A 26,253-nucleotide genomic window follows, 5' to 3' on the forward strand; every position below is an offset into this window, starting at 1 on the left:
CAGCATCCGGAACCTCGCAGGAGTTCGAATGTCCGAAGGCCGATCCGTTCCGAAACTCGCGAGCCTGCTCAAGGCAGCCGCAACCTCGGCGCCGCTTGCAAGCCGTAAATCGGCACAGGCACCGAAGCTCGCGCGCATCGCCGAGCTCGCGTCCACCTCCGACCGCCCGGTGGACGTCGTCGCCGTGCCCGGCGCGCGCCCCCTCGCCCTCGCCCAGGCCGCCGCCCACGCCACCGGCCCCGTGCTCGCGATCACCGCGACCTCCCGTGAAGCCGAGGAACTCGCCGAGTCCCTGGCCTCATTCATCGCCGAAGAGGACATCGCGCTCTACCCGGCGTGGGAGACGCTGCCGCACGAGCGCCTCTCGCCGCGCTCCGACACCGTCGGCGCCCGCCTCGAACTCCTCCACCGCATCCACGCGGGCGACGTGCCGCGCGTCATCGTCACCCCGGTCCGCGGTGCCCTCCAGCCCCAGCTCAAAGGCCTCGGCGAACGCGAGCCGGTGCAGCTGCGCCGCGGCGACGAGACCGACCTGTTCGACCTCGCCGCCCACCTCGTCGACCTCGCGTACGACCGCGTCGACCTGGTCGAGAAGCGCGGCGAGTTCGCCGTGCGCGGCGGCATCCTCGACGTGTTTCCGCCCACCGCCCAGCACCCGCTGCGCCTGGAGTTCTTCGGCGACGAGGTCGACTCCATCCGCGAGTTCTCCGTCGCCGACCAGCGCTCCCTCGACGAGGCCCCGGAGCTGCGCGCCGTCGCCTGCCGCGAGCTGCTCCTCACCGACGAGGTGCGCGAGAAGGCCGCCGCCCTCGGCGAGGACTATCCGGGCCTCGCCGACATGTGCGCCAAACTCGCCCAGGGCATCCCGGTCGAAGGCATGGAGTCGCTGCTCCCGGCGCTCGCCGGATCCGAGGAGCTGCAGCTGTTCCAAGAGGTCCTGCCCCGGGACGCCCTCGTCGTCGCGATCGAGCCCGAACGCATCCGCACCCGCGCCCTCGACCTCGTCGCCACCTCGAACGAGTTCCTCGAAGCCTCCTGGGCCGCCGCCGCGGCGGGTGCTCAAGCGCCCGTCGACCTCGGCGCGGGCACGTTCCACGACCTCGCCGAGGCCCGCACCGCCGCGCTCGCCAAGGGCCAGCGCTGGTGGACGATCTCGCCGTTCGCCGTCGCCCCCGAGGAGGACGCGGTCGCCGCGGAACTCGCGGCGATCACCGGCGAGCCGCTCCACTATGGAGACGTATCGCCGGACGACGCGGTCACCGTCGATCTAGGCATCGCGGAAACGCCTCGCTACCACGGGAACACGCAGCAGCTCGTGGCCGACATGCAGTCCTGGACGCGCGCCGGCCGCGCCGTCGCCGTGGTCTACCCGGCCCTCGGCGGGGCCGAGCGCGCCGCCGAGCAGCTCAAGGCCGAGGGCATCGGCGCGCATCTCGAGGCCGCCCCGGAGGCGTTCCGCCCCGGCGAGGTAGTGGCCTGCATGGGCACTCTCACGCTCGGCTTCGACGATGAGGCGTCGGGGCTGGTCGTGGTCACGGCCGCCGACATCGCCGGCGGCAAGGCCCTCGCGGCCCAGAAGCCCCGGAAGGGCAAGGCCACCAAGCGGAGGGGCGCGGTCAATCCGCTCGAGCTCTCCCCGGGCGACTACGTGGTGCACGACGCGCACGGCGTCGGCAAGTACGTCGAGATGGTGCGCCGCACCATCGCGGGCGCCGACCGCGAGTACCTCGTGATCGAGTACGCGCCCTCGAAGCGGGGCCAGGCCCCGGACGTGCTGTTCATGCCGACCGATGCGCTCGACCAGATCACCCGCTACGTCGGCGGGGAGCAGCCGACGGTGCACAAGCTCGGCGGCACCGACTGGCAGAAGACCAAGAAGCGCGCCCGCAAGGCCGTGCGCGAGATCGCCGCGGAGCTCATCCAGCTGTACGCGGCCCGCCAAGCGGCCCAAGGGCACGCGTTCAGCCCGGACACGCCGTGGCAGCGCGAGCTCGAAGACGCCTTCCCGTACATCGAGACCCCCGACCAGATGTCCGCCATCGTGGACACGAAATCGGACATGGAGGCGCGCGTCCCCATGGACCGCCTCGTCATGGGCGACGTCGGCTACGGCAAGACCGAGGTCGCGGTCCGCGCCGCGTTCAAGGCGGTGCAGGACGGCAAGCAGGTGGCCGTGCTCGTCCCGACCACGCTCCTCGCGAGCCAGCACTACGGCACGTTCGTGGAGCGCATGGGCCAGTTCCCGGTGAAGATCAAGCAGCTCTCGCGGTTCCAGTCCGCGCGCGAGGCCACGGAGATCCAGCGCGGCATCGCGGCGGGGGAGATCGACATCCTCGTCGGCACCCACCGGCTCCTCCAGGCCGAGACCCGCTTCAAGGACCTCGGTCTGATCATCGTGGACGAAGAGCAGCGGTTCGGAGTGGAGCACAAGGAGAAGCTGAAGGCCCTGCGCACCGCCGTCGACGTGCTCACCATGTCCGCGACGCCGATCCCGCGCACCCTGGAGATGGCGGTGACGGGCATCCGCGAGATGTCGACCATCGCGACGCCGCCCGAGGAGCGCCACCCCGTGCTGACCTATGTGGGCGCGTGGGAGGCCCGGCAGGTCGCGGCCGCGATCCACCGTGAGCTGCTGCGCGACGGCCAGGTCTTCTACCTCCACAACCGGGTCGAGTCCATCGACCGGGCCGCGACGAAGCTGCGCGAACTCGTCCCCGAGGCCCGGATCGCCGTGGCCCACGGCAAGATGGGGGAGGGCCAGCTCGAGAAGATCATGCAGGGCTTCTGGGAAGGCGAGTACGACGTGCTCGTCTCGACCACGATCATCGAGTCGGGCATCGACATCCCGAACGCCAACACGCTCATCGTCGAACGCGCCGACCTCCTCGGCCTCTCGCAGCTGCACCAGATCCGCGGCCGCGTCGGGCGCAGCCGCGACCGGGCGTACGCCTACTTCCTGTACCCGCCGGAGCAGCCGCTGTCGGAGACCGCGCACGAGCGCCTGGCGACGATCGCCCAGCACTCCGAGCTGGGCGCGGGCATGTACGTGGCGATGAAGGACCTGGAGATCCGCGGCGCGGGCAACCTCCTCGGCGCCGAGCAGTCGGGCCACATCGCCGACGTCGGCTTCGACCTGTACCTGCGCATGGTCGGCGAGGCGGTGTCCTCCTTCAAGGGCGGCACCGAAGAACCGCCCGCACCAGTCAAAGTGGAGCTCCCGCTCGACGCGAACATCCCGTTCGACTACGTGGAGGTCGAGCGCCTGCGACTCGAGATGTACCGCAAGGTCTCAGAGGTGCACAGCGAGGCCGAGCTCGACGAGGTGCGCGAGGAGATGGAGGACCGGTACGGCCCCGCGCCCGACCAGGTGCAGACGCTCTTCCACCTGGCGCGCTTCCGTCTGCTGGCCCGCAACCACGGCCTGACCGACATCGCCTTGCAGGGCAAGAACCTCCGGTTCTCCACCGTCGACCTCCCGGACTCCAAGCAGCTGCGCCTGGGCCGCCACTACCCGGACGCCCACTACAAGGCCGCTGCGGGCCTCATCAGCGTCCCGCGCCCGACCACCTCGAAGATCGGCGGCAAGCCCCTGGAGGGCCTGGCCCTCCTGCAGTGGTGCGCCGACCTGGTCAACGACGTCATCCCCGAGGTCGCCTAGCAATCCCGAGATATTCCTGAAGGCGGCGACCTCCTGGTGTTCGCCAGCGTCATCAAGGCGCTCCTGGCCGACGACCTGGCGATCACGCTCTTCCCGGTCTTCCTCGGCGAGGGCGCCTGTTCGACGGCGACCTGCCCGACGGGCAGCGGTCGCTCGGCAGCCAGGCCGCGGGCGAGGACGGCACGCTCTCGCCGGTCTACGACCGCGTCCGCTGACCCGAAAACCGCTAGGCCGGACTTCGGTCCGGTCGAGCGGGCGCGCAAACCGAGGTATCTTCCGAGTGTGGGCGCGACGTTGAAGCTCGGGACCGTCGCCGGAGTCGCGATCGGCCTGCATTGGAGCGCGCTCGGCACGGTGGTCCTCCTGTTCGCCCTGGTCACCTCCGGTTTCGCGCACGCCATCCCCGACCAGACGACCGTCGCCTACGTCGCGGCCGGACTCCTCACCGCGGTCCTGTTCATGTGCTCCCTGTTCGTGCACGAGGTCGCCCATGCCGTGGTCGCCAAACGCCAGGGGCTCGAGGTCGAGGGCATCACGCTGTGGCTGCTCGGTGGTGTCTCCGTCATCCGCGGTGAGGCCTCGCGTCCCCGCGCCGATTTCGCCATCGCCATCGTGGGGCCCGCGGCCAGCCTCGCCACCGCCGTGGTCTTCGCCGTGCTCGCCGGGATCCTGGCGTTCATCGGGACCGGCCCACTCTGGGTCGCGGTCCCCTCCTACCTGGCCCTCATCAACGTCATCCTCGCCGTGTTCAACCTCATCCCGGCCGCGCCGCTCGACGGCGGCCGCATCCTCCGGGCCGTGCTGTGGGCCCTGCGCGGCGACCGCGTGAGCGCGGCCGTCTGGGCCGCCCGCATGGGCCGCGGCTTCGGCATGGTCCTGCTCCTCCTCGGCGGCGTGGGGTTCCTGTTCGGCTACAGCGGCGGCCTGTGGTGGCTGCTGCTCGGTGCGTTCATCCTGGCCATGGCGAGTGCCGAGGAGCGGCAGGCCCAGACCGGGGCAGCGCTGGCGGGCCTGCGGGTACGCGACATCATGACCCGGGATCCCGACACCGTCTCCGGCGATCTCCTGGTCGAGGCGTTTCTGCGCGAGTACGCCCTGGTGCGCCGCCATTCCTCGTTCCCACTGCTCGACGACCAGGGCCGGTTCGAAGGGCTCATCACGTTCAACCGCCTGATCGCCGTGCCCAGCGGGCGGCGTCCGACGACGACCCTCCGGGAGGCCGCGTGCCCGCCAGGTGAGGTGCCGGTCGTCGACCCCGACGCAGCGGTGACCGACCTGCTGCCGCGCCTGGCTTCAGGCCCCGATCGGCGCGCGCTGGTCTTCAGCGGAGAGCGTCTCCTCGGCATCGTCACCCCCAGCGACATCAGCCGCGCGGTCGCACTTCACCTGCCGCGCACTTGAGTTCCGGCGCCGTGCCCCTCAGGCCTGCTCGAAGTAGAACGATTTGATGAAGCAGTCCCGGGGCTGCCCGATCGCGAACCGGACGCAGTCCACCAGCGACTTCGCGGACAGCGCGTCGCCCGAGCCCCGCTCGGCCTCCCACTCCGGGCCCAGCGGGTCGGGGTTGTCGAAGTCCGGCGGGTACAGCGAGATCACCCGGACCCCTTGGGGCCGCAGGCGTTTGGACAGCACTTCGGTGAACCCGGCCTGGGCCGCCTTGGCGGCGTAGAACCCCTCGTGCGCCTCGGACCGGTGGTTGCCGTACTCGCCGCAGCCCGACACCATCGTCACGATGTCCGGCCGCTCGCTGCGCAGGAGCAGCGGCAGGAACGCCTTGGTGGCCAGCACCGTCCCGGTCGCCCCGGCCGCGATCGTCGCGGCCACCTGCGCGTCCTCGGCTTCGAGGAAACCGCCCGAGTCCAAGTACGGCGCACCGTTGTTGACGAGCACATCGATCTCGTCGGTCACTTCGCCCGCGGCCTCCGCGAACTCCCGCACCGACTCAGGGTCGGCCAGGTCGCACTCGAACGCGTGCGCCCGCCCGCCGACGTGCCGCACTTCCTGGGCGACCGCCTCCGCGGCCTGGAAATCCCTGGCGGACAAGAACACCTCGGCCCCGTCGCGCGCAAGCGAGATGGCCAGGCTCCGTCCGAATCCGCGACCGGCCCCGGTGACGACCGCCCGATACCCCTGGAACCGCATGGCGCACTCCTTCCGGCAGGCCAGTGAGGCCTTCAGCTTGACATCTCAAGATCGGATGTCAAATAGCAAGGGGCACAGGCCGAACGCATTGAGTCAAGTTTCCGACAGACCCGCAATGTGGGAACGAATGCGGGCGGACCGGAGGGTAAGCTCCAACCAAGATGTGAGCTTCACATGCAAATGCATGTGCATCATAACGAAAACATAACAGCGTTTCGGATCGTGATCGCGCGCTAGGGAGCGAACGGCGCCGCATGCCATCCTCGAAGGAACTCATGCAGCACCTTCAAGAGTTGCATCGCCGCCTCGCCCCAGGAAGCAGGTCCGTCCACCATGTCGAAACGAGCGATAACCGTCCGCCTCGACGAGCACGACTGGCAGGCTGTCGCCGCCGCAGCCGCCGCGGAGGGCACCAAGCCGGCCACCTGGCTCGCCCGTGAAGCGCGCCGCGCCGCGCTCGCCGCCCAACTGCGGTCATGGAACAAATCGGAAGCACTCGAGAACCAAGACTGGGCGAATGCCACCGAACGGGAGTCCATCGAGCTGTGGGCCGAGGACGGCGAGGAGTAGAGGACCGATGTCAGAGCAGCGACCGCTGAAACGCGGCGAGGTCTACATGCACACCCCCACGGGGAAGCGGGTCGTCGTGCTGTCGGACGACCGGTTCAACACCGACACCCACACCGGGCGGGTGCTCGTCGCCCCGCTCGGCCGAAGACCGGCGCCCGTGTCGGTGGCCTGCGGCGAACAGGACCCGGTGGGCGGTTTCGTCCACATCGCCGAACTCGGCCAGGCCACCGTAGGGAGCCTCGCCGACTGCGCATGCACCCTCTCGGGCCGCACCATGGACCACCTCAACCGCGCCCTCGTCGCCCTCTTCGACCTTCCCTACTAGCCACCGCGGCGATAGCGGGCCGCCGACCCCGCACTTACGAGGACCGGTCCTACGCCTCGATGCCGAACCGCTTGGCCGCCCGCGCCTTCGCCTTGGCCGCCTCGACTTCCCGGTCCTTCGGCGGCGCCGCGGTCACGAGCGAGTCCAGCAGCTCCTGGGTGGCCGCGGCGATCGCGGCGACCGCCTCCTCGAAGGCCTCCTGGTTGGCCTGCGAGGGGTGCGTCGACCCGCTGATCTTGCGGACGTACTGGAGCGCGGCCGCGGCGACTTCGTCGCTCGTGGCGGGCGGCTCGAGGTTGAACAGGGTTTTCACGCTGCGACACATGCCTCAAGGGTTGCACGGCGGTGTGACACGGCGTCGTCTCCGCAGCGAGCCCGATCCGGCCTCCGAGGCTTACCCGATCGCGTCCAAATACCGGCTGACCTGCGCGGCCGCGTCGAGCATCGCCAATCCCCGCTCCGTGAGCCGACGCTGCCAGTCGCCGAGCGCGAGCGCCAGCTCCTCGGTGCCGCCCGCGGTCCGGACCTGCCGGACGACGGCGGCGATGTGCTCCAGCGGGTAATGGCCGCGCCGGAGCAGATGCGCCAGCTCGGCGTCCCGGACATCCGCGGACCGGAAGATCCGGTACCCGGTGCCCGGCTCGCGGTCCGGGGTGAGGATCCCGGCGGACTCCCAGTTCCGGATCGTCGCCGCCGTGACGTCCAGCCGCCTCGCCAGTTCACCCACCGTGAGCGGCGCGGAGCCGGTGAACCGCACGGGCTCCGGCTCCGCCGTGAGGTGCCCGATCGCGGCGCGAACCGCGTCGAGCGCGTCCCGGTCCCGGACCAACTGCAGATGCCCGCGATCGATCAGCGCCAAAGCGCCCTCGCGGTCGCCCTCGTTGAGCGCGTTCATGATCCGTCCCGCCGCCGCATGCCCGTACGCGGTGACGAGCGCGAGGAACGCCCGAAGCGCCGCCGCGTGCGTCTCCGTGTAGACCCGGTACCCGCTGCGCGTCCGCTCGGCGACCGGCAGGAACCGCTCGCGCTCGTAGTTGCGGACCGCCTGGGCCGAAAGCCCGTGCTCGCGGGCGAGGTCGGAAGGTCGAAGCGTGGCCACAGGTCAGAGACTCTCATGCACCCGTGAAAGGGCCGATGCCCGCTCGCCCCCGCCGCTCTGATTGCATGGGGTGCAGGACCGACCGTTGGAAGGAGCATCGTGGACCCGATCGCCGACTTCCGCATCGACGTCCCGCAGGCCGCACTCGACGACCTGCGCGAACGGCTGCGGCTGGCGCGCTGGCCCGCCGCGAGCCCCGAACCGGGCTGGGACTCCGGAGTCCCGGTGCTGTACCTGCGGCGCCTCGCGGACTACTGGCTGCACGACTACGACTGGCGCGTCCACGAGGCCGGCTTGAACGCGTTCCCGCAGGGCCTCACCGAGATCGACGGCCAGCGCGTGCACTTCCTGCACGTGCGCTCCGCCGAGCCCGGGGCCGTACCGCTCGTCATCACCCATGGCTGGCCCGGATCGGTCGTCGAGTTCACCCGGATCATCGGCCCCCTCACCGACCCGCGCCGCCACGGCGGCGACCCCGCCGACGCCTTCCACGTCATCGCCCCCTCGCTCCCGGGCTTCGGCTTCTCCACGCCGCTGTCCGCCCCCGACTGGGACCACGCCCGCATCGCCCGGGCCTGGCTGACCCTGATGGACCGGCTCGGGTACGAGCGTTTCGGCGCGCACGGCGGCGACACCGGCTCGCTCGTCTCCCCGGCGCTCGGGCGCCTGGCCCCCGATCGCGTCGTCGGCGTCCACATCAACGGCGGTCTCAGCCTGCCCGCGGTCGACGGCGCCGAGATGACCGAACCGGAGCGCGCCCGCTTTGAGAGCGTGCGGGACCTGGTCCGCCACGGCACCGGGTACGCCGACATCCAGTCGACCAAACCGCAGACACTCGCTTACGCGCTCAACGACTCCCCGGTGGGCCAGCTCGCGTGGATCGTCGACAGGTTCAAGGACTGGACGGACCCGGAGGCCGGACTCCCCGAGCAGGCCGTCGACGTCGACCAGCTGCTCACCAACGTCACCCTCTACTGGCTCACCGGCACCGGGGCGAGCTCGGCCCACCAGTACCGGGCCGTCCGCGACGAGGTCGACGCCGCGGACCCGAGCGGCGTGCCGACCGGCGTGGCCGTGTTCCCGACCGACCCGGCGATCCGCCGCGTCCTCGAACGCCGGCACCGGATCGTGCACTGGTCCGAGTTCGACCGGGGCGGCCACTTCGCCGCGATGGAGGCCCCGGACCTCCTCGTGCAGGACCTGCGGGAGTTCTTCCGCGGCCTCCGCCAGGCGGGAGCGGGCAATTGCGTCTAGCCCTCGATGGGCTTGCGGCCGTACGCTTGAGGGACCCCGCATCTTGGAGCGCCCGTGAACACGCCCACCTCACCCGATCCGGAAGCGCTGTACGACAAGCCGCACTCCGTCGACCTCGCGCAGGTCATGATGGTGTTCCAGTACTTCATGCTCGTGAGCGTCAGTGTCGGCATCGGCCCCAGGCTCTTCAACTGGTTCAAGGGCGAGACCTCCGACGTGCCGGTCCTGTCGGATCTCGAGGCCGCGATCAACGTCGGGTCGAGCTTCCCCATCCCGATCGTCCTCGCGGCCATCGTGGTCTTCACCGCCCCTTACGTGATGGTCGTCCTCGGCCTCGGCCACGGCCGCAAGCTCGCTCGCGCCATAGCGGTCCTGATCGTCCCGGTGAACTCGACCATCGGCGTCATCGCCGTCATCCGGACCTACGGCGAGGTCTTCGCCCTCGTGGTCTCCCCGATCTGGATCCTGGTGGCCCTCTGCGTACTCGGCGGCCTCGCCTCCCACAACGCCCGCCAATGGTTCCGCCAAGGCGGCTGGGAACCCTGGTACGTCCGCTACGAGGTCGACCAGTTCCAGCAGCGACGCCGCCCGCGCCCCCGCCGCCGTCGTCGCCACATCGCCCACGACCCCAACGAAGCCGACGCCGACTAGAAGAGGCGGGCCGGCGATCAGGTCGCATTCGTTCCTGGGCGGCTTCGGCTGCCCGCGACGTCGGGAGCGAACTTCAAACGGGCGGCGACAAAGAGGTCGCATGAGGCCTCGGTCTGAGTGCGGCCGGCGGGCCGAGTCCGCCTACGCCCCAGCAAGACTGACTCGGGACTCGGGCCGGACTGTGACCCATCCCTCTTTGTCGTAAGTGGATCATCATTTCACGTAAAGTTATCATTGAATTACGGTACAAACAAGCGAAAACAGGCCCCACGTTCGAGAACAGTAAGGAGGTGAGCACCGGTGGCCCCCAACATCACTCCCCGAATCGCGAACGCTCCCTCCCGTGCCTCCCTGGTCTGCGGCACCGGACATGCCGAACGCGAAACCCAGGCCGAGGCCATGCGGGCCGAGCTCGATGCCATTGCCGCCCAGGCCCGCCAACGCGATGCCGCGGCCCTGCGCACGGTCATCGCCTACACCGCCGCCGGGATGCACAAAGACCTCGACGGGCACTCGGGCATCCTGGACTGGCTTCGCGAAGGCTTCGACTTCACCTACACGGCTGCGTCCCAGATCGCCCGCATCACCCGCCTGGCCCCGAAGTTCCGGGCCCTCGCCGAAGCCGCCTGCACCGGGATCGCCCGCATCGATGCGGTCGCCTTCGCGATGCTGGCCTTGGACCGCAAGGGCCTGCGCGTCCACGCCCGCGTCCCCTACCCCGAGGGGCCGAAGGCCTCACCCTTCGATGCCACGGTCTCCTGCGTCTCGCCTGAGGAACTGATCCGCGAGTACTGCGTTCACGCCTCGCACACGGAACTGCGCGAAGCGATCGACTTGATCGCCGCCGCTTTGTTCGACGAGGCGGCGATGATGGACCAGGCCTCCCAGGCGGCGCTGGCTCACCTGGAGGTCACCGAGCGCGGTGACGGCATGTGGGACCTCGACGGCGTTCTGACCGCCGACACGGGTCGGCTGTTGGACAACTACTTGAAGACTGCCGTCGGTCCGCCCCGACAGGACGAGGTCGACGCCGACGGCGTCCTGCCCTCACAGGCCAACCGGGCCGCTGAGGCCTTTCACCAGATGGTGGCCTCCACCGGGACGCGCCCGGAGGCCCCAAAGCGCCACGGACACACCGCCACCCTCTCTTTGATGGCCGATGTTCAAGTGCTCAAGGGCGAGATCGACCTGACCGTGCACCCCGACCGGACGCCCCGCTTGGAGGGCCGCCCAATCGGCATCACCCGCGCCCGCCACCTTGCTTGCGAAGCCTCTGTCGTGCCGATGGTCTTCGACTACGACAAGGGCGAAGTCGTCGAGCTGGGCCGCGAAGAGCGCCTGCCCAAGGCTGCCCTGCGACGCAAGCTGGAGGCCGAGCAACTCGGAGGTTGCGCTTGGCGCGGCTGCGGGCGCCCGGTCTCCTGGACTGAAGCACACCACATCGAGCATTGGCTTGACGGCGGGCCGACCGACGCGGACAACTTGATCCTGCTGTGCCGCTTCCATCATGGGCGCATCCACACCACGAGATGGCGAGTGGAGAAGACCGGTCCCGGCAAGGCCCTGATCGCCCGCACCGGTTGCACTGAGGCCACACCTTGCCTTCGCTGCCCCGCCTGCGACGAAGCGGGCCGCACCACGAAGCCCTTGGTCGACATGGACGACCTGTCCGCCGCCTTCGACATCGACATCGAGAGCGAGGAATGGTCCCCGACCTTCCGGACTGAACTGGACGCACTCGCCCAGTATGCGGTCGACAAGGCCATTGAGGCCGCCCTTGCCTCGATCGAGCGCACCCGAGCGACCCACCGAGCCGAAGCCGCCCCCAGAGCAGCGGCAGTGGAAGACGAACCCGCAAGCGCGACAACCGAACCAGCCCCGATACCCGAGGACATTACCGGTGAACGCTGGTCCGAACTGGAGCCCATTCCCTTCTTACGCCGCCCTCGACGGGCGACTGTCGAGGGGGAGCGCAGACAGCCCACCGCGCAGCCCGAACCCGCAAGGGAACGGGCCCCTCGCCATGTCCGGAGATGAAACACCGCCCGGCGCAGTCGGCTCACATGATTCCCCGCAGCCTGGAACGGCGCCCAGCAGGCAACTCACCTCTTCGTCGCTGCCTGCCTGAACAGGGACCCAATCGGGAGTGGAAGGTGGAAGCCGACATTGCGTCGGACAACCTGAAGGCCCAGCCGAAGCGGCTGGGCCTCTTGGGATTCGCGGCTTCGGACTACCGGTCGGCTTGCTGGAGCAACGCGGTGAAGTCGACGGTCTTCAGGTCGAAGATCGGGGAGTCATCGCCAAGCTTGCTGTCACGGACCTGGAAGCCGGGGCCTGCCGGGCGGGCCTCAACGCAGTTGCTGTTGGCCGTGCCCTCGCTCCTGCTCGACTTACGCCACCCATCCTGGCTCATCGCTGGAACTCCTTCAGAGACTTGGCTTGTCGGAGCCCTCCTTCGAAGATCTGGTAGTACTTGCCTACGGCTGTGCTGTTCTCGTAGAACCGGCGCTCGTAGGGACTCTCCAGATAGACGATGCTGGGATCCTCGGTGCTTCTGAAGGATAGTACGGAGAACGGCACACTCAGCATTCGATATGGGCCGTTGCTGAGGGGGAGGTACCTGATGACGACCCTCTCGCGCTCATCGAGCTCGATCAATCTGCGGATTTGCTCCTCTTCACAACCGTTGCGCAGGACCGCTTCACTAAGCAGGACCCTCCAGGTCCGGGTCTGCGTGTCGAGCCGGTCAAAGAACTCTGTCTGTCGGTCGAGCCGATCACTGATCAGGCCCGGGATTTCGTGGTCAGCTGTGTCACTTCGCTCGAACAGCCGTTGCATGAAGACTTCGGTCTGGCCCAGTCCCGGTGGAACCATGGTTTCGAATTGGTCGAGTCCAACCGAAAGTCGCTCGAACTCCAGGTAGACATCCCAACCCGAGTTCTCGACCGCATGACTTGGCTGAGCCCAAATCTCGTCGTCCACGAAGCGCCAGATGCGCTCCAGCTCAAACCGGGTCTGCCTCGGTGCCCCGTAGTACTCGGCGAGCCTGCCGATCACCACGAAGGTCAGCCGCACCTTGGCACCTGACTCCAGTCGCTTCAACGTCCGAGTAGATCCCACGATCGCCGCTGCTTCCGCATCGGTGACCTTGATTCCGGCCATTTCCCGTTGCGCCTCAAGCTCACGCCCGACCTGCCTGCGAAGTTCAGATGCCGTCGACATCAACTCAGTATCGCAATCGCAACGGATTGTGCAACCCACAAGCGCGCTCGATTCCATATGGCAGTTTGGCAGTCCATACTGCCATCTTCTTATGGCCCAACCCAAGTCGCACGTCCCACTGCCAACTGTCCTACCAGGCGTTTCGCCTTGAGTTGCCCGCCCAGAACTCCCTACTCTCGACCCATCGCCACCGAAATGGATGGGAGGAGAACGAGAGATGCGACAAGAACCGAGCGCACAATCGGCCACGCCTGACCCGCTGAACCGAGGGCAGTTCAGCGACGGGAAGCGCAATTACACGGTCCGCGCGTCGAGTGCCGATGTGCCGGACTCGTTCCAGGTGCACGCCGGCGACAACCAGATGGACATCGTGGTGGTCGTCTCAGGCCTGGTGTCCTGGAACCTCAGGGCCACCTGGGGAGACGGCTGGCGTTCGGCCAGCGCCGAGTGGAAGTCGTGGTTCAAGGACCAGGCCTTCATCGTCTTCTACAACGGGCGGCCCCCGGTCGCCGGAAATGCGAGGGTCGCCAATGCCTGAGTCCCGCAGCGAAAAAGACGTCTACCTCGGCGAGTTCACCCGCGGTCCGGCCTTCTTCACCGTCTTCCAGACCGGAACCGACCCGCGCGTCTACCGGGTCGACTGCCGCGACAGCGGCGGCGGACCGAACCCGTGCGCCACTTTCGAAGAGGGCATCGACGACTCGCCGTACTGGCACGGCGCCTGGAATCGCGACAAGTGGTGCCCATGGATCGTCGCCGAAACGCGCAAGGTCGTCAAGAAGCAGCGCTGAAAGGGAGCGCCCCGGCCGAACCCAGAACCGGCCCGAGCGAGCGCCCCGCCAAAGGGCCGACCGATCCTGGTGGAGATCGGTCGGCCCTGCTCATCGCGCCAGGGTGCTCCTGCAACGAAGCCCTGATGCGAGCTTCGCACCGTGCCGGACTTCGATCACTGTCCGAACGGGGCGCTGGGAATGTCGGGGTCGGACGTCTCGGGCCTGCTGCCGTTGCGTGTCGGCAGCGTGTGGCTCGGGATCAGCCGTTCGGCTTCTGCCGCAAGGTCGTCCCGGCCGTACTTGCGGTAGATGCCGGCCAGGGCGACGCCGATCGTGGCCTTCTGCGCCTCGTCGGCCCCTTCGAGGAACCAGTCGAGATCGCGGCTGACCGGCACTTCAGACTGGTTGTTCTCGGGGTTGAGTCGTTGGTCGAGCCGGTAGATCAGCTCGGCTTTCTGCGGCAGCTGGTCGATCTGATCCTCGTGCTTCGCAAGCCACCACATGGTGGCGTTCCGAGGATTCTCGAAGACCGTGTTGAAGAAGGCGATGCGACGCTGCAGCTTCGCGATCTCCACGTCCTCGTCGTGGATGTACTTGAGCGTCGCGACCTGGTCTTCGCTGACCCGGATCTTCTTGCAGTCAGCTGAGATGCGGAAGTTCTGCCCTGGAAGCTGGCGTTCGGTCTGGAATGCGTTGTGAAGCTCGCTTCGAACCTGCTCGAAGTCCAGCAGCGTGAACCTGGAGGAGATGTCCTTCGCGACGGTGTAAAGCAGCGACTCGACATTGCTCCTGGGCGGTTCAAGGTGGTCCATGCCTCCGTAGCTCGGGGTGTACGTCGCGGTGAACTCGCAGGTGAACACGAAGCCGGCGTCCCGACTCGGGAGCGTCAGCGTCACCGCCATGGGCTTCGGCCGGGGTGGCGGTGGGGACGCGTCCCCGGCTTCGGAACCGAACCCCTGAAACGGAACCGTCCCGTCGGCATCGGTGACGTGCTTGTACATGTACCAGCCGAGGCCGGCCAGGATAGCGCCAAGGAGCAGGATGATCAGGAATGTGTCCATCGGAGGGGCACCTCGATTTCGAAGACGTGGTTGAGCATTTGTCGGGAGAGTTCACGGGTGCGCTCTGACAGGTCCGAGCCGTCGAGCGCGAGGGACTTCGCGGACTGGGCGACCTGGCCGATCAAGCCGTAGTCGTTCGCGACCGCCCGGACCATGAGCTCGACCATGCGGTCGCCGTCGTGCGGCGCGATTTCAGCGGCGACCGAGAGCCAGGCCCTGACCGCCAATCGGGCGGACGCGGGGTCGGCCAGCGCGAGCAGCAAGCGCCAGAACGAAGTCGTGAGACCGAGTGGATCGCTGAGGAGCCGCCACGGCTCGCGCCGGACACCTTCGATGATCTCGGACTTGACGCAGATCTGGTCGAGGAGCTCGGGGATCCTCGAGGTGCCGTCAGAGGCGCTTCTGATGAGCGAGAAGTGGAAGTGGATCAGCAGTTCGCTCAGATGCATATGTGCGGCGGCGTTGACGGTGGCCTCGAAGGCCGTTCCACGGATACTCGGATTTTCAGAACCCAGCAGGCGGCCGAGCCGGTACAGCGCATTGCTCGGGAAGCGGACCAGGTAGTCCTTGTCGGCGCACACCGTCAGCGCCGCCACCTGCTTGCGGAAATCGGCACTGCGACTCCACTCGTAGAGTCGGTATCGGACGCTCACACCGATCTCCTCGTCGAGCGCGCCTCCGAGCAGCACCGCGGGTGCAGACGAACGGATCACCTGGGAGCGGCTGGCGAGCATCGTCTCCACGTATGCGGTGAGCATTGCGCCGTCCTTGGCGGCTGAGGCGAGCTTGACGATGCGGAGCGGGAGTCGAGTCTGGTCCGTCCACTCGAAGTACTCCCGCCCGAGCAGGAGCTGTCGCAGCCACCGCAGCAGCGGGTCGTGCCAGGACGGGTACTGGGCCCACACGTGACCGAGCACTTCGTCCCCGAGGTCCGGGTCCTTGAAGTTCGACCCGTGCAGGTTGAAGTCATCCCTGATCAGTTCGAGCTTCTGGGTGATTCCGGGTTCGTCCAGCAGCATCGTCTCGGGGTCTTTGGATTCCGTCTCTCGCAAGAAGTCGTCGGCCGCGGCCGCGATCGCCTCGGACGGCAGCCGTTCCAGGGCCGCGGCCGCGATGAGCACGGCTTTCCCTTGGGGGTCGACGAGAGGATTCTCGAACAGCTTGCGGAGCGTATCGGTGGAGTCGCCGAGCCGCTTCCGCAGTTCCCTTCGGAAGTCGTCGACCGTCAGGTCAGCGGGTGCTTCGGAGAGCACCTCCGCCATTGCGCGCGCGAGCGGCGGCCACGCGTCTTTCAGCGTGTGCTTGAAATACGGGGACTCGCGTACGTCCGGGAAATCCGTCTTCGGACGATCGAAGTAGCGATTGAAGATCCGGTCCGGGGGGATGCGCTGCAACTCGAAGACCGAGCCTGAGAACTCCCTCAGCTCCTTGAACCTGTGGCGCGACTCGTGCTCCACTGCGATCACCAGGTGGCACTTCTTCTGCCCGAGCGTGTCCAGAATCTTGTCCTTGAGGGACGGCAGCTCGTTGGCCAGAACGCGATTGTGGGAGAGATCGAGCAGCAGGACCGTACGTTCTTCGACGCTGGCCAATTCGGCGTGGAGTTCGTCTTCGGCGGTCGCAAGGAGCATCCGCGCGTCCTCGCCGCGGCGCTCGGCGAACGACGTGCACCGCTGCTTCACCGCCGTGCTCAGCCCGGTCCTCTCCGTCGAGACCAGGACCAGCATCCGGTGTTCCTCCAGCGCTTGGAAGTGCGCTTCGGACTCTGGAGGGGAGATGAGGTCGGTGGCCTCCAGCTTCGGCGACTCCCGGTTCGAAGCCTCGCCGAACTGCTTCCGCATCTCCGTGCTGTGCTCGATGCGTATCTGGTCGATGGTGATCCGGTTGAATTGCTGGTCACCTTCGACATGAAAGCTGTCGCCCGTCTTGGTGACGTGCACGTCGTTCTCGGCGTGAATGCTGTCGCCCGCCGTATTGGTGACGGTGGCGGGGCCCTCGGGCTCCGGTGCCGCGGGGGCCTCGTCCTCGGTGTCCTTCGGGACGTCCTCAGGGATATCCGATGCCTTGTCGTCACCGTTCTGCGGAGCCGGTTCGGCCTCGGCGGGCGGCTGCTGGACGGCGTCGACCACGACCGCTTGCGCGGCGACACGACTGTGGAAAGCCACGCTCGTTGCGTCCTCGGATCCGTCGCTCACGGCCGCTCGCCCCGTTCCGTCCGCTCCCAGAAGAGGCGGTGCTTGCCGTTGCCCGGCTTCGCCTCATCCGATCCGACCTTGGTGACGTGGGCGTCTCGGTTGGCGGAGATCTGGTCACCGGCTATGTAGGTGTGGTGAGCGGACCGGTCCTGCCCGCGGTGGTCCTGCGTGACGCTGCCGCCGGTGACCGCGCCGATCGCGCCTTCGCCTGAGACACCCCCGATCGCGATCCGCTCGCCGTGGACGTCACCGTCGACCCGCCCGATCTGGTTGGCCTGCCCTTGATCAGCCCGGACCTCGCCCTTCAGTGAGTAAGCGGCGCAGGCGGAACGCTCGACACGCTCTTCCAGCGGCGGGCCGTGCAGCTGTTCGTCGTTGTCGCCGGATCCGAGCAGCCCGGATCGCAGCAGCGCGCCCGAAGGCGTGGGGACATGGAGGAACGCGGTCGTGTGGAAGTCCTTGGACTCGATCGAGACCTCGACTTTCACGAACTCGCTCTTCCTGAGCCACAACGGGTTGCGAGCGACCGTGAAATCCACGACGGGCTCGGTGAGTGCCACGGCGAGGAATGTGGCCTCCTTGTCGGAGTTGCGAAGCAGGAGCCTCGTCGGCTCGGCGTCGGCGATGCGGCACGCGTCGATGACGGTCCGGTTGGGCGCGACGTCGATCCGCCTGTCGTCGATCCCCTGGACCGGTCCGTACGAGATGCCCATGCGCATGCGCACCCCGTGGCCGTTCTGCTGGTGGAGCTCGCGAAGCCCGAACTGGAGCGAGCTCGGGATGCGGTCGACGATCTGCGGCAGACGGCTCGCATCGAATCCGGCGACGATCCCGTCGCCGCTGTTCTGCATGAAGGCATGGGCCGCATAGGTGTCGCTGAGGCCTGCGTGTTGGAAAGCCTGCTCGATCACGTCACGGAACGCGCTGGCGACCTCGGTGCCCTGCGCGTCGGTGAACCGACCGAACTGTTCGACGTCGAGGGAGAGGACGGTCAGATACCGGTCCTCCGGCTTCTCGAAGGGGGTGGCGGGCATGGGCGGGGGCTCCTTCGGCTTAGGGGGATGCACCGTTTCATCGTCTGGGGCCGTGCGGCGTCGGCATATCCAGTTCCGGACGAATTCGAATGTGTCTCACGCCACTTATTTGTTGGTGGCGCGCCGTCCAAGCGCTCCCACATCGAGGACCCGCAACGGCGCGGGGACGGTCCTGATCAGGTCGCACTTCTTCCAATCGGCCAGGATGCCGGTGACCGAACTGAGTGCGACGCCGAGCGAGGCCGCGATCTGCGCCTGCGTCATGGGCACCGTCGGCTCCTCGCCGGCCGGGGCGGCGCTGATGATCTCCAGGAGGAGGAGGGCCATGCGCTGCTCGGTCTGGAGGTGCGACGCCCGCCAGATGCGCCGGCCGCTTTGGCGGATCTTCCCGAGGATGTAGCGCTGCAACGGGTCGTCGAGTCGGTGCCGCTTGATGAACGCGTCGAAGGTTTCAGCGGACAGTGCGGACGCGACGCAGTCTTCGAGCGCCCGTACCGAGGCCATGTGCTCGCCCTGGTCGCGCTGGGCGTACTCGCCGACGAGGTCGCCGGGGCCGCGTACGGCAATGAGGGCTTCGTTGCCGTCGATCCCGGTGTAGACGACTCTGACGCGGCCTTGCCTGAGGGCGTAGACGACCGGGCTACGGTCGCCTTGGTGGAGGATCATGGCGCCGCCTGCGGACTCCGTTCTGCGGCCGCAGTGCACCAGGTCGTTCCACTCGGCGGCGGTCACGAGGGCTTGGAAGCCGCGGCTCTGCAGATGTCGTGGAGTCGGGGTCACCGATCCTTCATAGCGGCATCCGATGCCGGCTGCTGTCGGGATGGCGACACCGGAAGGGTGAATCGATCGGCTTCGATCGGCTTCGATCAGGCGGGGGTGGGGGGATTGTGGAGGAATCTGCGCTGAGGCTAAGGTCACAGGGCAGTCGAGTGGAAGGGAAGTGCTGTGCGCAAACTCAGGCTTGTCGCGGTGGCGTCGGTCGGGCTCCTGGCTTTGGGGGCTTGTGGGAACGAGCAGGGGGCGGCCTTGTTCGTCGGGGACGAGCGCGTCACCGAGTCCACTGTCGACGGTTATGTTTCGAACATCGCCGACCTTCGGGAGGAGCAGGGCGAAGACCTCTCCATCCACGACTACTCCGGCGACCGCAACCAGGTCGTCGTCTACGTTCTGTACTCCGAGCTGGGCAAGGCCATCGACCCCGAGTCGGCGGGCAGTGCCGAGGCCGACGACTTGGAGGCCATCGCGCTCGAAGCCGAGGCCAACTTCCAGGAGCTCGTCTCACAGGCCGAGTCGCGCGAGCTCACCGAGGACGAGATCGCGGCCCTCAACGACGCCGCCGCCACCGACCCGAACGTCGCGAGCTACACCGAGGCCGACCTCATGCTGCTCGCCGGGTTCACCGACGACCTCACCGGATACGTCGAGGAATACGACATCGCGGTCAACCCCCGCTACGGCGAGTTCGACCTGAGCCCGCTCCCGTCCGTCTTCCCAGTAGAGGTCCCGCAGCGTTGAGCGACATCATCTGGCTCCTGACCTCGCCGCGCATCCCCGCAGGGCTGCTCACCGTCGAGGCCTGGGACGCCCTGCACGAGGCCGAATCCGTGGCCGCGTTCTTCGAGAGCCCCACGGTCGAGGCGATCCGCGACGCCGGGATCGACGTGGACCTCGTCGAGGACGCCGCCGAGTTCATCGAGGTCGGCGGCGTCTGGATCGTCGGTGAAGAGGGCGACGAGGAGTTGCGCGAAGCCCTCGCCGAATACGTGGCCGGCGGTGAGATCGAGCTCGAGATCGTCTACGGCTCTTGGGATCCGCCCGGGGCGAGGCTCCTGGACCTGGTCGAGGCCGTGGCCCGGCTGCACGCCGAGGACGGCTGCCCCTGGCACCGCGCGCAGACCCACGAGACGCTCGGCCCGTACCTGCTCGAGGAGTCCTACGAGGTCCTCGACGCCATCGGCAACGGCGACGCCGACGAGCTGCGCGAAGAGCTCGGCGACCTGCTGTTCCAGCCGCTCCTGCACGCCTCGCTCGCCGAGGACTTCGACATCGACGACGTCGCGGGCGACCTGGTCGAGAAGATCATCCGCCGCCACCCGCACGTATGGGGCGACGCGGACCCCGACGACCTCTACCAGCACTGGAACGAGGCCAAAGCCGCCGAAAAGCCGCATCGCGACCACCCGGCGGACGGCGTCTCGCGGCAACTGCCGTCGCTCTCCTTGGCGGCCAAGGTCATCGAGCGGTTCAACGACCAGGGCGAGGCCCTGGAACTGCCCGAGCTGCCCGACGGACTCAAACTCGAAGCGGACGAAGTGGGCGATTTCCTGCTCGCCGCCGTGGTCGCGGCCCGGGCGGCCGGGGTCGACCCCGAGCTTGAGCTGCGCAAATCGATCACCGAGCGCGCGGGGCTGGAACGCCTCGACCCGCAGGGGCACGTCGCGGAGGCGATTGAAAACTGAGTCGAACACGGGGCGAAGCCTGTGATCGTGCAACCTGAACTTCACAATATCGTTCTGGCGGCCTTAACAATGGCCGGGATCTTTGCTACCGTCGTTCGCATGCCATCCGGTGACGCAAGTGACGCAGGCCCGAAAGGCCCGGCCACCCAGGTCCTAGGAACGAATGACTCCCGCGGAGAGGCGCTGAGCTTCGGCCCACCGACTCCCGCCGATGGGGCCGAACTCTGGAACCTCGCCCGCCAGGCGGGGAACCTCGACGTCAACAGCAGGTACGCCTACCTGCTGTGGTGTCGCGATTTCGCCTCCACCAGCGTCGTCGCCCGCGATACTCAAGGAGTGATCGCAGGCTTCATCACCGGTTACCGCAGGCCCGAAGCGCCGGACGTGTACTTCGTCTGGCAGGTCGCGGTCGCCCCCGGCTTCCGCCGCCGGGGACTGGCGCGGACCATGCTGGACCACGCGGTCCATCGCATGCGCTCCAACGGAGTCCGTTTCGTCGAGACGACGGTGACTCCGGACAACAAAGCGTCGATGCGCCTGTTCGAGTCGTTCGCGGAAGCGAACGGCGCGGACCTGACGCGCGACGTGCTGTTCTCTGAGCGAGAGCTCGGCTCCGGCCATGAGCCGGAGGTGCTCCACCGGATCGGCCCGATTGCCGGTCCGGTGCAAATGCTCGACGGCGCGCTGCCGGACTGAGTCCAGCCCTACCCGGGCACCGACAAGTGCCGGCCCGGGTATGTGCCCGGCGTGTGCGTCAAGCAGTGCGCGCCGGGAAGCGGAGAACAGCCAACCAGGCCGACCCAGAAGAGATCATGCAGGTTTTCGAACAGGTCGAATCAGAAGTCCGTTCCTACTGCCGCAACTGGCCCACGGTGTTCACCACCGCGAAGGGCAGCCGCATCGACGACGAGCAGGGAAGGTCGTATATCGACTTCTTCGCCGGTGCGGGATCGCTCAACTACGGGCACAACCACCCCGTGCTCAAAGAGGCGCTCATCGGCTACCTCGCCGGGGACAACGTCGTCCACACCCTCGACACCTACTCGGGCGCCAAGCGCCGCTTCCTGGAGACCTTCCGCGACGTCGTACTCGCGCCCAGGAACCTCGACTACAAGGTCCAGTTCCCCGGCCCCGCGGGGAACAACGCCGTCGAAGCCGCGCTCAAGCTGGCGCGCAAGTACACCGGCCGCGAGACCGTCGTGTCCTTCACGAACGGCTTCCACGGCATGACCCTCGGGGCCCTCGCGGTCACCGGGAACTCGATGAAGCGCGGCGGCGCGGGCGTCCCGCTCAACAACGCCGCGACCATGCCCTACGACAACTACATGGACGGCAAGACGCCCGACTTCCTGTGGCTGCGCAGCCTTCTCGAAGACTCCGGCTCCGGGCTCGACCAGCCCGCCGCGGTCATCGTCGAGACCGTGCAGGGCGAGGGCGGCATCAACGTCGCCACGGATGAATGGCTGCGCGGGCTCCAGGACGTGTGCCGCGAGCACGAGATGCTGTTCATCGTCGACGACATCCAGATGGGCTGCGGGCGTACGGGTCCGTTCTTCTCGTTCGAGCGCGCCGGGATCTACCCCGACATCGTGACGCTCTCGAAGTCCCTGTCGGGCATGGGATTGCCGTTCGCGCTCACCCTCATGAAATCGCACCTGGACGTGTGGGAGCCCGGTGAGCACAACGGGACCTTCCGCGGGTTCGCGCCCGCGTTCGTCACCGCCACCGCCGCGCTCGAGACGTTCTGGAAGGACGGCTCCTTCACCGCCGGCGTCGACCGCGACGCCGCCTGGCTCGACGGCGAGCTGACCGACATCGCGGCCAGCCACGCCGAGCTCGGCATCGTCACCCGCGGCCGGGGCCTCGCCCGCGGCCTGGTCTTCGACGAGCCCGAGCACGCCGGCCGGGTCTGCCAGGAGGCCTTCGCGAACGGCCTGCTCATGGAGACCTCCGGCGCCGAAGACGAGGTCGTCAAGTTCCTGCCTCCGCTCACCACCTCGCGCGCCGATTTCCAGGAGGGCATCGACATCGTCCGCGAAGCGGTCGGCACCGTAGCGAAGGAAGCGGCCGCGAAGGAGCGCGCATGATCGTCAGAAGGCTCGAAGACCTCATCGGCACCGAAGCGGATGTCGAAGGGCACGACCGCGACCGCGCCCAGGGGACCTGGCGCTCCCGGCGACTCCTGCTGGCCCGCGACAGGGTCGGCTTCTCCCTGCACGACACGGTCCTGTTCGCCGGGACGTCCACGACCATGCAGTACGCCAACCACACCGAGGCGGTCTACGTCATCGAAGGCTCGGGGAAGCTCCACGACCACGAGACCGGAGAGACCCATCGGCTGGCCCCCGGCACCATGTACCTCCTCAACGGAGGCGAGAAGCACACGCTGGAGATCGAGCAGGACCTGCGCTGCGTGTGCGTGTTCAATCCGCCGGTCACCGGCCGGGAAGTGCACGACGCCGACGGGGTCTACCCCCTGCTCACCGAAGACGACGCCTAGACCGCACTCGACAACCAGCCGATCAGCGCGTCGCTTCCCTTGCGGCGCAGTGAGGAGCGAACCACCATGCAGTCCACCGACTACTATCCGACGCGGCGCTTCAGAGAACCACGCCTGGTCTACCGCACCGAGGACCCCGCGGTGTGGGGCGGCCCCGGCGACGGCCCGCTCTCCGAGGAGCGACTCGACGCGCACGAACTCGACGGGTTCACCGCGATCGAGCAGCTGCTGGAGCCCGCGGAACTCGCCGCGGCCCAGTCCGAACTCAACCACATCATGACCGACCCGGCCCTCGACGGCGACGAGCGCGTGATCCGCGAGCGGAGCACCGACGAGATCCGCTCGGTCTTCGACGTCCACCGCCTCTCGCCGTTCTTCGCCGCGCTCATCCGCGACGACCGGATCGCCGGGATCGCCCGCCAGATCCTGGGCTCGGACGTGTACGTCCACCAGAGCCGGGTCAACTACAAGCCCGGTTTCGGCGGCGCCCCCTTCGAGTGGCACTCGGACTTCGAGACCTGGCACGCCGAGGACGGCATGCCGCGCATGCGCGCGGTCAGCCTCTCCTTGGCACTGACCGAGAACTACCACTTCAACGGCTCGCTGATGATCATGCCGGGCTCGCACCAGACGTTCGTCTCGTGCGTCGGCGCCACCCCCGAGGACAACCACAAGGCCTCGCTGGTGAAGCAGGAGGTCGGCACTCCCGACCACGACTCGCTGCGGATGCTCGCCGACAAGCACGGCATCCACCAGTTCACCGGCCCCGCCGGCTCGGCGATCTGGTTCGACTCGAACTGCATGCACGGCTCGAACGGGAACATCACGCCGTTCCCGCGCTCGAACCTGTTCATCGTGTTCAACAGCGTCGAGAACGCCCTGGAAGACCCGTTCGCGGCCGAGAAGCCCCGACCGGAATACCTCGGCTCCCGCGACTGGGAGGTCCTGAACTAGGCGGCACCGATCCGGCCGCCGAGACGGGGGAAGGCGCGGGTCCGACTCATCGAGTCGGGCCCGCGCCTCGTTCTTCGAGGGAGTCCGTGATCGGCTTCCTCCAACGGCGGTCGCGTTGCCGCGCAGCGCTAGTCCGCCGGGATCTGCGGCGTCGCCTCCGCGTCGTACACGGGCGCCGGCACCGCTTGCAGGACGTCGACGAGCAGGTCGGCTTCCAGCTCGAGGTCGCCGCCCCACCGCACCCACATCGTGGCGGCCCAGCCGTCGGGGTCGAACCGGGTGACCCGCAACTGGTGCTCGGAGGCTTCGGATTCCGACCCGCTCGAAGGCTCCTCGCCATCGGACTCGAAGACCTCGTCGATCGACTCGAAGGTCCAGACGGTCCCGTCGCCGTCCGTGGTCGTGCTGCAGGTGAAGCCCTCCATGCAGTTCGCCTGCTCCGGGCCGCGGGTCCCGGACTCCGAGATGCCCGGCACCCAGCCGCCCGGCAGCACGTAGGCGAAGGTCGTCATGGCCGAACCGTTCGTCTCGTCGGTCAACGAGTCGTACGGCAGGCCGCCCGAAGCGTCGTACGTGCGCACGTTGACCGCGCCGTACTCCGAGAAGCCGAGCTGCGTCGCGGCCGCTTCTTCGAGCGTGGCGCCCGGCACGACGGTCTGGAGCGCGTCGAGGGCGCCGGCGATCGAGGCGCTGGCATCCTCACTCGCCGCGGCATCCCACTCGGGGTCGTAGACCCAGCCGACCGGGACGTCGATCAGCTCGCCGACCGGGCTCAACCCGCTCGTGTCGTAGTCCACTTCCGGCATGGCGGTCATGGCCTCGGCGAACGCGTCGAGGGTGATCTCGTACTCCGAGCTCTCCTCGTGGCAGCCCATGTCCCAGGAACCGCGCAGGGCGCTGCCGTTCGGGTAGACGACGGCGGCCTCGAGGGCGCATTCGTGGTTGACGGTGATGAGGGTGCGGCCGTCGTCGAGCTCGGTGGTCTCCAGCTCGTCGGTCCAGTCCGCGTCGTCGTTCCAAGGGCTGCCGCTGGCGCTGATGAGGTGCTGCGGGAACACCTGCTCGGTGGTCGGGCCGGGCTCGGCGGTCCAGCCGCCGGGCAGCATGGCCTCGAGCCTGAAGACCACGTCCTCGTCCTCGCCGCTCTCCTCGGCGTTCGAAGCGCCGGTGGTGAAGCTGCGCAGCCAGGTCTGGCCGTAGTTGCCGGGCGTCTGGTTCGACGTGAACTCGAGCGGCACGTCGTCGGTGAGGACGACGCCGACCTGGTCGAGCAGCGGCTTGAAGGCGGTTATGGCGCCTTCGTGGAGCAGGGCGCGCTCCGCCTCGCCGCCGAACTCGTCGTTCGGCGCGTAGGGGTACCCGGACATCGAGGCGTCCTCGACCGAACCCTCTTCGGCCGCAGGCGGAACGGCGTTCGTCGGGTCGTCGGTGGGGTCGCCGGGGAGCCCGACGGCCGTGAGGGCGAGGACCGCGGCGACGGCGGCGACGCCGGTCGTGGCGGCCCCGCCGATCAGGACGCGGTGGCGGCGGCGCGAGCGGTAGCCGTCGCTCACGATCCGGTCGAGGTCGAGATCAGCGGACGGAGGAGGGGCCTCGGGCATGGCGGTGCGGAACATCGCCTCTGGGTCGTCGTACTGGTTCATTCCTATTCACTTCCTTCCGCTAGACCCTGGCCAGGACGGCGGCGTCGGTGAGGAGCTCCTTCAGCTTGCGCAGGCCCTTGGCGGACTGGCTCTTCACGGTTCCGGTCGAACAGCTCATGGCGGTCGCGGTCTCATCGACGGACAGTTGCTCCCAGTACCGGAGTACGAGCGTCGCGCGTTGCCTGGCGGGCAGCCGATTCAGCGCCCCGATCAATTCGAGCCGCACGTCGACCTCCTCTTGTGGACGGTCGAGCTGCTGGACCGGCAGCTCGGCACTGGTCCGCTCGCGGCGGACCCAGGCCAGGCGGTGATGGGAGATGTAGACGTTGGTGACGATCTTGCGGACGTACGCCGGAGCGCCGCCCGGCTCGACCCGCGTCCAGGCCGCGAACAGCTTCGTCAACGCCTTCTGCACGATGTCGTCGGCCTCGAACCAGTCCCCGCACAGCAGATACGCGTATCGGCGCAGGCTGTCGCGCTGGGCGACGGCGAAGGATCGGAACTCGGCCTCTTGCTGCTCCTTGGTCTTCACTGGGCCTCTTTCAGGTGACGGGTAGGGGCCGGGCCGGCCGCGATGTGGTGGATTCGGCGTGGCCCGACACGCCTAATACGCGAGGACCGGGGACGGGGTTGCCCCGCGCCCGCCGCGATTCGGCCACGTTGCCCCGATCACAGGAACCCGTTTGGAGGGGCGCGGACGCGTCCGGTACAGT

Annotated in this window: 26 protein-coding genes; 15 read left to right on the forward strand and 11 right to left on the reverse strand. The window is 68.1% G+C overall.

Annotated elements, in window-relative coordinates:
* Positions 1-28: 28 nt before the first annotated feature.
* Complete coding sequence (gene mfd / locus ACFO8M_RS01405; RefSeq protein WP_387969493.1) at positions 29-3,658, forward strand: transcription-repair coupling factor; 3,630 nt, start codon at positions 29-31, stop codon at positions 3,656-3,658.
* A gap of 282 nt (positions 3,659-3,940) precedes the next feature.
* Entirely contained in the window at positions 3,941-5,059 is a 1,119-nt protein-coding gene (locus tag ACFO8M_RS01410) for a site-2 protease family protein (RefSeq protein WP_387969496.1), read from the forward strand.
* An 18-nt stretch (positions 5,060-5,077) separates the two neighbouring features.
* Here ACFO8M_RS01410 and ACFO8M_RS01415 read toward each other — a convergent pair whose 3' ends face one another.
* On the reverse strand, positions 5,078-5,800 hold the full coding sequence (locus ACFO8M_RS01415) for an SDR family oxidoreductase (RefSeq protein ID WP_387969499.1): 723 nt from the start codon (positions 5,798-5,800) through the stop codon (positions 5,078-5,080).
* A gap of 333 nt (positions 5,801-6,133) precedes the next feature.
* Between ACFO8M_RS01415 and ACFO8M_RS01420 the strand changes: the two genes are divergently transcribed.
* Positions 6,134-6,370: a hypothetical protein gene (locus tag ACFO8M_RS01420; RefSeq protein WP_387969502.1), complete on the forward strand. Its 237-nt coding sequence runs from the start codon at positions 6,134-6,136 to the stop codon at positions 6,368-6,370.
* A gap of 7 nt (positions 6,371-6,377) precedes the next feature.
* Positions 6,378-6,695: a hypothetical protein gene (locus ACFO8M_RS01425; RefSeq protein WP_387969505.1), complete on the forward strand. Its 318-nt coding sequence runs from the start codon at positions 6,378-6,380 to the stop codon at positions 6,693-6,695.
* 49 nt (positions 6,696-6,744) lie between these two features.
* Here the strand turns inward: ACFO8M_RS01425 and ACFO8M_RS01430 are convergent, their stop codons facing one another.
* Positions 6,745-7,020 carry a DUF2277 domain-containing protein gene (locus ACFO8M_RS01430; protein ID WP_387969508.1) on the reverse strand — a complete coding sequence of 92 codons (276 nt, stop codon included), beginning with the start codon at positions 7,018-7,020 and terminating at the stop codon, positions 6,745-6,747.
* Between the two features lie 69 nt (positions 7,021-7,089).
* Entirely contained in the window at positions 7,090-7,794 is a 705-nt protein-coding gene (locus ACFO8M_RS01435) for a TioE family transcriptional regulator (protein WP_387969511.1), read from the reverse strand.
* A gap of 96 nt (positions 7,795-7,890) precedes the next feature.
* On the opposite strand from ACFO8M_RS01435, the gene ACFO8M_RS01440 reads away from it, so the two are divergent.
* From ACFO8M_RS01440 to ACFO8M_RS01450, 3 genes are all read left to right on the forward strand, one after another.
* Positions 7,891-9,048, forward strand: coding sequence for an epoxide hydrolase family protein (locus tag ACFO8M_RS01440; RefSeq protein WP_387971146.1), 1,158 nt, complete (start codon positions 7,891-7,893; stop codon positions 9,046-9,048).
* 54 nt (positions 9,049-9,102) lie between these two features.
* The gene (locus tag ACFO8M_RS01445; protein WP_387969514.1) at positions 9,103-9,699 is read left to right on the forward strand and encodes a hypothetical protein; all 597 of its coding nucleotides are present in this window, start codon (positions 9,103-9,105) and stop codon (positions 9,697-9,699) included.
* A 300-nt stretch (positions 9,700-9,999) separates the two neighbouring features.
* The gene (locus ACFO8M_RS01450) at positions 10,000-11,736 is read left to right on the forward strand and encodes an HNH endonuclease signature motif containing protein (protein ID WP_387969517.1); all 1,737 of its coding nucleotides are present in this window, start codon (positions 10,000-10,002) and stop codon (positions 11,734-11,736) included.
* A 193-nt stretch (positions 11,737-11,929) separates the two neighbouring features.
* Here ACFO8M_RS01450 and ACFO8M_RS01455 read toward each other — a convergent pair whose 3' ends face one another.
* On the reverse strand, positions 11,930-12,112 hold the full coding sequence (locus tag ACFO8M_RS01455; protein ID WP_387969520.1) for a DUF397 domain-containing protein: 183 nt from the start codon (positions 12,110-12,112) through the stop codon (positions 11,930-11,932).
* The gene (locus tag ACFO8M_RS01460; protein WP_387969523.1) at positions 12,109-12,921 is read right to left on the reverse strand and encodes a Scr1 family TA system antitoxin-like transcriptional regulator; all 813 of its coding nucleotides are present in this window, start codon (positions 12,919-12,921) and stop codon (positions 12,109-12,111) included. Before ACFO8M_RS01460 ends, ACFO8M_RS01455 begins: the two co-directional genes overlap by 4 nt.
* A 217-nt stretch (positions 12,922-13,138) precedes the next feature.
* On the opposite strand from ACFO8M_RS01460, the gene ACFO8M_RS01465 reads away from it, so the two are divergent.
* A complete protein-coding gene (locus ACFO8M_RS01465) occupies positions 13,139-13,459 on the forward strand; it encodes a hypothetical protein (RefSeq protein ID WP_387969526.1) in 321 nt (106 codons plus the stop codon).
* Complete coding sequence (locus ACFO8M_RS01470) at positions 13,452-13,712, forward strand: hypothetical protein (RefSeq protein ID WP_387969529.1); 261 nt, start codon at positions 13,452-13,454, stop codon at positions 13,710-13,712. The genes ACFO8M_RS01465 and ACFO8M_RS01470 overlap by 8 nt, the downstream gene beginning before the upstream one ends.
* 155 nt (positions 13,713-13,867) lie before the next feature.
* On the opposite strand, the gene ACFO8M_RS01475 is transcribed toward ACFO8M_RS01470, so the two are convergent.
* The 4 genes from ACFO8M_RS01475 to ACFO8M_RS01490 all read right to left on the reverse strand — a co-directional run bounded on the left by ACFO8M_RS01475 (position 13,868) and on the right by ACFO8M_RS01490 (position 18,764).
* Positions 13,868-14,755 carry a hypothetical protein gene (locus ACFO8M_RS01475; protein WP_387969531.1) on the reverse strand — a complete coding sequence of 296 codons (888 nt, stop codon included), beginning with the start codon at positions 14,753-14,755 and terminating at the stop codon, positions 13,868-13,870.
* Complete coding sequence (locus ACFO8M_RS01480) at positions 14,740-16,920, reverse strand: hypothetical protein (protein ID WP_387969534.1); 2,181 nt, start codon at positions 16,918-16,920, stop codon at positions 14,740-14,742. The genes ACFO8M_RS01475 and ACFO8M_RS01480 overlap by 16 nt, the downstream gene beginning before the upstream one ends.
* 26 nt (positions 16,921-16,946) lie before the next feature.
* Positions 16,947-17,984 carry a hypothetical protein gene (locus tag ACFO8M_RS01485; protein WP_387969537.1) on the reverse strand — a complete coding sequence of 346 codons (1,038 nt, stop codon included), beginning with the start codon at positions 17,982-17,984 and terminating at the stop codon, positions 16,947-16,949.
* Between the two features lie 105 nt (positions 17,985-18,089).
* Positions 18,090-18,764 (reverse strand): Crp/Fnr family transcriptional regulator, encoded by a 675-nt coding sequence (locus ACFO8M_RS01490; RefSeq protein ID WP_387969540.1) that lies wholly within the window; start codon positions 18,762-18,764, stop codon positions 18,090-18,092.
* 165 nt (positions 18,765-18,929) lie between these two features.
* Here ACFO8M_RS01490 and ACFO8M_RS01495 point away from each other — a divergent pair, with 165 nt between their 5' ends.
* From ACFO8M_RS01495 to thpD, 6 genes are all read left to right on the forward strand, one after another.
* Entirely contained in the window at positions 18,930-19,499 is a 570-nt protein-coding gene (locus ACFO8M_RS01495; protein ID WP_387969542.1) for a hypothetical protein, read from the forward strand.
* Positions 19,496-20,443 (forward strand): MazG family protein, encoded by a 948-nt coding sequence (locus tag ACFO8M_RS01500; RefSeq protein ID WP_387969545.1) that lies wholly within the window; start codon positions 19,496-19,498, stop codon positions 20,441-20,443. Before ACFO8M_RS01495 ends, ACFO8M_RS01500 begins: the two co-directional genes overlap by 4 nt.
* A gap of 27 nt (positions 20,444-20,470) precedes the next feature.
* The gene (gene ectA / locus ACFO8M_RS01505; RefSeq protein WP_387969547.1) at positions 20,471-21,139 is read left to right on the forward strand and encodes a diaminobutyrate acetyltransferase; all 669 of its coding nucleotides are present in this window, start codon (positions 20,471-20,473) and stop codon (positions 21,137-21,139) included.
* 116 nt (positions 21,140-21,255) lie between these two features.
* Positions 21,256-22,530: a diaminobutyrate--2-oxoglutarate transaminase gene (gene ectB / locus ACFO8M_RS01510; RefSeq protein ID WP_387969550.1), complete on the forward strand. Its 1,275-nt coding sequence runs from the start codon at positions 21,256-21,258 to the stop codon at positions 22,528-22,530.
* Positions 22,527-22,943, forward strand: a complete 417-nt coding sequence (locus tag ACFO8M_RS01515; RefSeq protein WP_387969553.1) for an ectoine synthase — start codon at positions 22,527-22,529, stop codon at positions 22,941-22,943. Before ectB ends, ACFO8M_RS01515 begins: the two co-directional genes overlap by 4 nt.
* A 66-nt stretch (positions 22,944-23,009) precedes the next feature.
* The gene (gene thpD / locus ACFO8M_RS01520; protein WP_387969556.1) at positions 23,010-23,897 is read left to right on the forward strand and encodes an ectoine hydroxylase; all 888 of its coding nucleotides are present in this window, start codon (positions 23,010-23,012) and stop codon (positions 23,895-23,897) included.
* Positions 23,898-24,025: 128 nt separating this feature from the next.
* Here the strand turns inward: thpD and ACFO8M_RS01525 are convergent, their stop codons facing one another.
* Together ACFO8M_RS01525 and ACFO8M_RS01530 are read right to left on the reverse strand one after the other, a co-directional pair.
* A complete protein-coding gene (locus ACFO8M_RS01525) occupies positions 24,026-25,540 on the reverse strand; it encodes a hypothetical protein (RefSeq protein WP_387969559.1) in 1,515 nt (504 codons plus the stop codon).
* A 19-nt stretch (positions 25,541-25,559) separates the two neighbouring features.
* Positions 25,560-26,072, reverse strand: coding sequence for a SigE family RNA polymerase sigma factor (locus ACFO8M_RS01530; protein WP_387969562.1), 513 nt, complete (start codon positions 26,070-26,072; stop codon positions 25,560-25,562).
* Between the last annotated feature and the right edge of the window lie 181 nt (positions 26,073-26,253).

The sequence above is a fragment of the Glycomyces rhizosphaerae genome (genome assembly GCF_042647865.1).
In the GTDB taxonomy this organism is placed as follows: Bacteria; Actinomycetota; Actinomycetes; order Mycobacteriales; family Micromonosporaceae; genus Glycomyces; species Glycomyces rhizosphaerae.

Coding starts and splice junctions, on each gene's coding strand:
- mfd (WP_387969493.1), top strand. CDS start 29: ATGTCCGAAGGCCGATCCGTTCCGAAACTCGCGAGCCTGCTCAAGGCA.
- ACFO8M_RS01525 (WP_387969559.1), bottom strand. CDS start 25,540: ATGAACCAGTACGACGACCCAGAGGCGATGTTCCGCACCGCCATGCCC.
- ACFO8M_RS01475 (WP_387969531.1), bottom strand. CDS start 14,755: ATGGACACATTCCTGATCATCCTGCTCCTTGGCGCTATCCTGGCCGGC.
- ACFO8M_RS01460 (WP_387969523.1), bottom strand. CDS start 12,921: ATGTCGACGGCATCTGAACTTCGCAGGCAGGTCGGGCGTGAGCTTGAG.
- ACFO8M_RS01420 (WP_387969502.1), top strand. CDS start 6,134: ATGTCGAAACGAGCGATAACCGTCCGCCTCGACGAGCACGACTGGCAG.
- ACFO8M_RS01430 (WP_387969508.1), bottom strand. CDS start 7,020: ATGTGTCGCAGCGTGAAAACCCTGTTCAACCTCGAGCCGCCCGCCACG.
- ACFO8M_RS01465 (WP_387969526.1), top strand. CDS start 13,139: ATGCGACAAGAACCGAGCGCACAATCGGCCACGCCTGACCCGCTGAAC.
- ACFO8M_RS01415 (WP_387969499.1), bottom strand. CDS start 5,800: ATGCGGTTCCAGGGGTATCGGGCGGTCGTCACCGGGGCCGGTCGCGGA.
- ACFO8M_RS01455 (WP_387969520.1), bottom strand. CDS start 12,112: ATGAGCCAGGATGGGTGGCGTAAGTCGAGCAGGAGCGAGGGCACGGCC.
- ACFO8M_RS01470 (WP_387969529.1), top strand. CDS start 13,452: ATGCCTGAGTCCCGCAGCGAAAAAGACGTCTACCTCGGCGAGTTCACC.
- ectB (WP_387969550.1), top strand. CDS start 21,256: ATGCAGGTTTTCGAACAGGTCGAATCAGAAGTCCGTTCCTACTGCCGC.
- thpD (WP_387969556.1), top strand. CDS start 23,010: ATGCAGTCCACCGACTACTATCCGACGCGGCGCTTCAGAGAACCACGC.
- ACFO8M_RS01425 (WP_387969505.1), top strand. CDS start 6,378: ATGTCAGAGCAGCGACCGCTGAAACGCGGCGAGGTCTACATGCACACC.
- ACFO8M_RS01485 (WP_387969537.1), bottom strand. CDS start 17,984: ATGCCCGCCACCCCCTTCGAGAAGCCGGAGGACCGGTATCTGACCGTC.
- ACFO8M_RS01515 (WP_387969553.1), top strand. CDS start 22,527: ATGATCGTCAGAAGGCTCGAAGACCTCATCGGCACCGAAGCGGATGTC.